This is a genomic window from Brevibacterium sp. HMSC22B09, from assembly GCF_001806795.1.
GTDB classification, from domain to species: domain Bacteria; phylum Actinomycetota; class Actinomycetes; order Actinomycetales; family Brevibacteriaceae; genus Brevibacterium; species Brevibacterium ravenspurgense.
Genome location: NZ_KV786013.1, coordinates 67,648 through 69,418, shown reverse-complemented (window position 1 = coordinate 69,418; position 1,771 = coordinate 67,648). Strand labels below are relative to the sequence as shown.

1 protein-coding gene is annotated in these 1,771 nt (G+C 59.8%); it reads right to left on the bottom strand.

What is annotated here, in order from left to right; genetic code table 11:
- Positions 1–216: 216 nt before the first annotated feature.
- Positions 217–1,050: a PDDEXK family nuclease gene (locus HMPREF3087_RS05445; RefSeq protein ID WP_070428364.1), complete on the bottom strand. Its 834-nt coding sequence runs from the start codon at positions 1,048–1,050 to the stop codon at positions 217–219.
- Between the last annotated feature and the right edge of the window lie 721 nt (positions 1,051–1,771).

Below are 1,771 nucleotides of genomic sequence, written 5' to 3'. Positions count from 1 at the left end.
CTGCATCTGCGCGCAAAACCAGCCCCGCTGGCGATGCGGGTCAGCACTGGCACCCTTCGCACACCCCACAACGCCAAACTCACGCTTTAATGCAACCTCACGCGCAAATGCGCCGCATTAAAGCGTGAATCTGCATCTGCGCGCAAAACCAGCCCCGCTGCCGCGCACGAGGTGGTGCTCACCGGTACACAGATTGCCCGCGTGTCCGGCGTGGGCTCAGGAAAGAATGCCGAGCGCTTTGAGTCGGGCGCGCAGTCGGTCGAGGCCCAACAGGTCATTCCACATAATCCGCACGACCGTGTAGCCCAGCCGATGCAGTTGATGTTCGCGTTCTTTTTCGCGCAGCAGTTGGTCGCCTTCGCCATTGAAGCCGCCGTCGGCTGTGGATAGGTATTTCACGGCGCCGTCGAACTCGATGATGATGTGCTTATCCCGGATCAGCCCGTCAACGCGGGCAACGAAGATTCCGTCTTCGTCGAAGATTTCGACTTGCTGTTCGAGGTTGTCGATCCCAAGCATGCGCAGCTTCACCATGCACACGCTTTCGCCGTAGGACTCAGCAAGTCCGTTGGCGAAGCTCAGGGCGCTGCGCACACGCGCGCATCCTGCCCGACGGCCGTAGGCTTCAGCGATTTCGTGAGCCTGGGCAAGCAGCTGTTCGCGCTGAAGAGGTGCCTCGCGCAAGATCGCATCGAGGACTGCTGTGCCGTATTCGATGGATTCATCTGCGGCCAGGTCCACTGCGGTTCGGACGGGATTGGTTATGGCAAAACCGCGCCAGTCGTCGATTTCACTTTCGCCGATCTGCCGATACCGCCGGCGAAAAGTGGCTCCTGCGCGCGACAGGTTGGGGTTGATCATTTCAACGGCTTCAGGCACCGCTTTGACAGGCAGACCGTGCAGCAGGGCTGCGGTGGAATGGCTGAGCACATCGTCCGGGTGTGCTGACTCAGCAATGAGTTCGGCTTTCGCGGTGTGGAGGTTTGTTTGCGCCTTTCGCCATGCAGGGTTGCGCTTCTGTGCATCCGCGCGGGCGAACAAATCGACCATCGTCTGATCTGCGAGTTGTGTAAAAAGCGGGTGTCTCGAGCACAGCTTCACGACCGCGTACATCCCTCGATGCAATCGCTCGACGCAGCACGAGGCAGCTGACCTCAGCTCTCCCATCTGGATGCCGCAGGTCGCTGCCATGTTGTTGGTGAATACGCTATGCATCCTTTTATGTCACCGAAACAGCAGCGTTTCCACAAGAGGCATTCGCAATCTGTGGATAACTTTTTGGCGGAGGTGCGGGCATCCCACAACGCCAACCTCACGCGCCCAACAACGCCAAACTCACGCTTAAATGCAACCTCACGCGCTAATGCGCCGCATTAGAGCGTGAATCTGCATTAAAGCGTAAATCCAGGTAGGCAGCAGGAACGGACGAGGCGGAGGCGCCGATCGGGCTGAAGGCTGAGCTCGGCTGAAGGGCCGGGCTGGGCAGGGCGGTGCGGATGAGCCGACACCGGGCATACTTCACGCGCCCAACAACGCCAAACTCACGCTTAAATGCAACCTCACGCGCTAATGCGCCGCATTAAAGCGCAAATCCGCATTAAACCGTAAATCCAGGTTGGCAGCAGGAACGGACGAGGCGGAGGCGCCGGACGGGCTGAAGGCTGAGCTCGGCTGAAGGATCGGGCTGGGCCGCGCGGATGAGCCGACACCGGGCAGCCTTCACGCGCCCAACAACGCCAACCTCACGCTTAAATGCAACCTCACGCGCTAA

Coding starts and splice junctions, on each gene's coding strand:
- HMPREF3087_RS05445 (WP_070428364.1), bottom strand. CDS start 1,050: ATGGTCGATTTGTTCGCCCGCGCGGATGCACAGAAGCGCAACCCTGCA.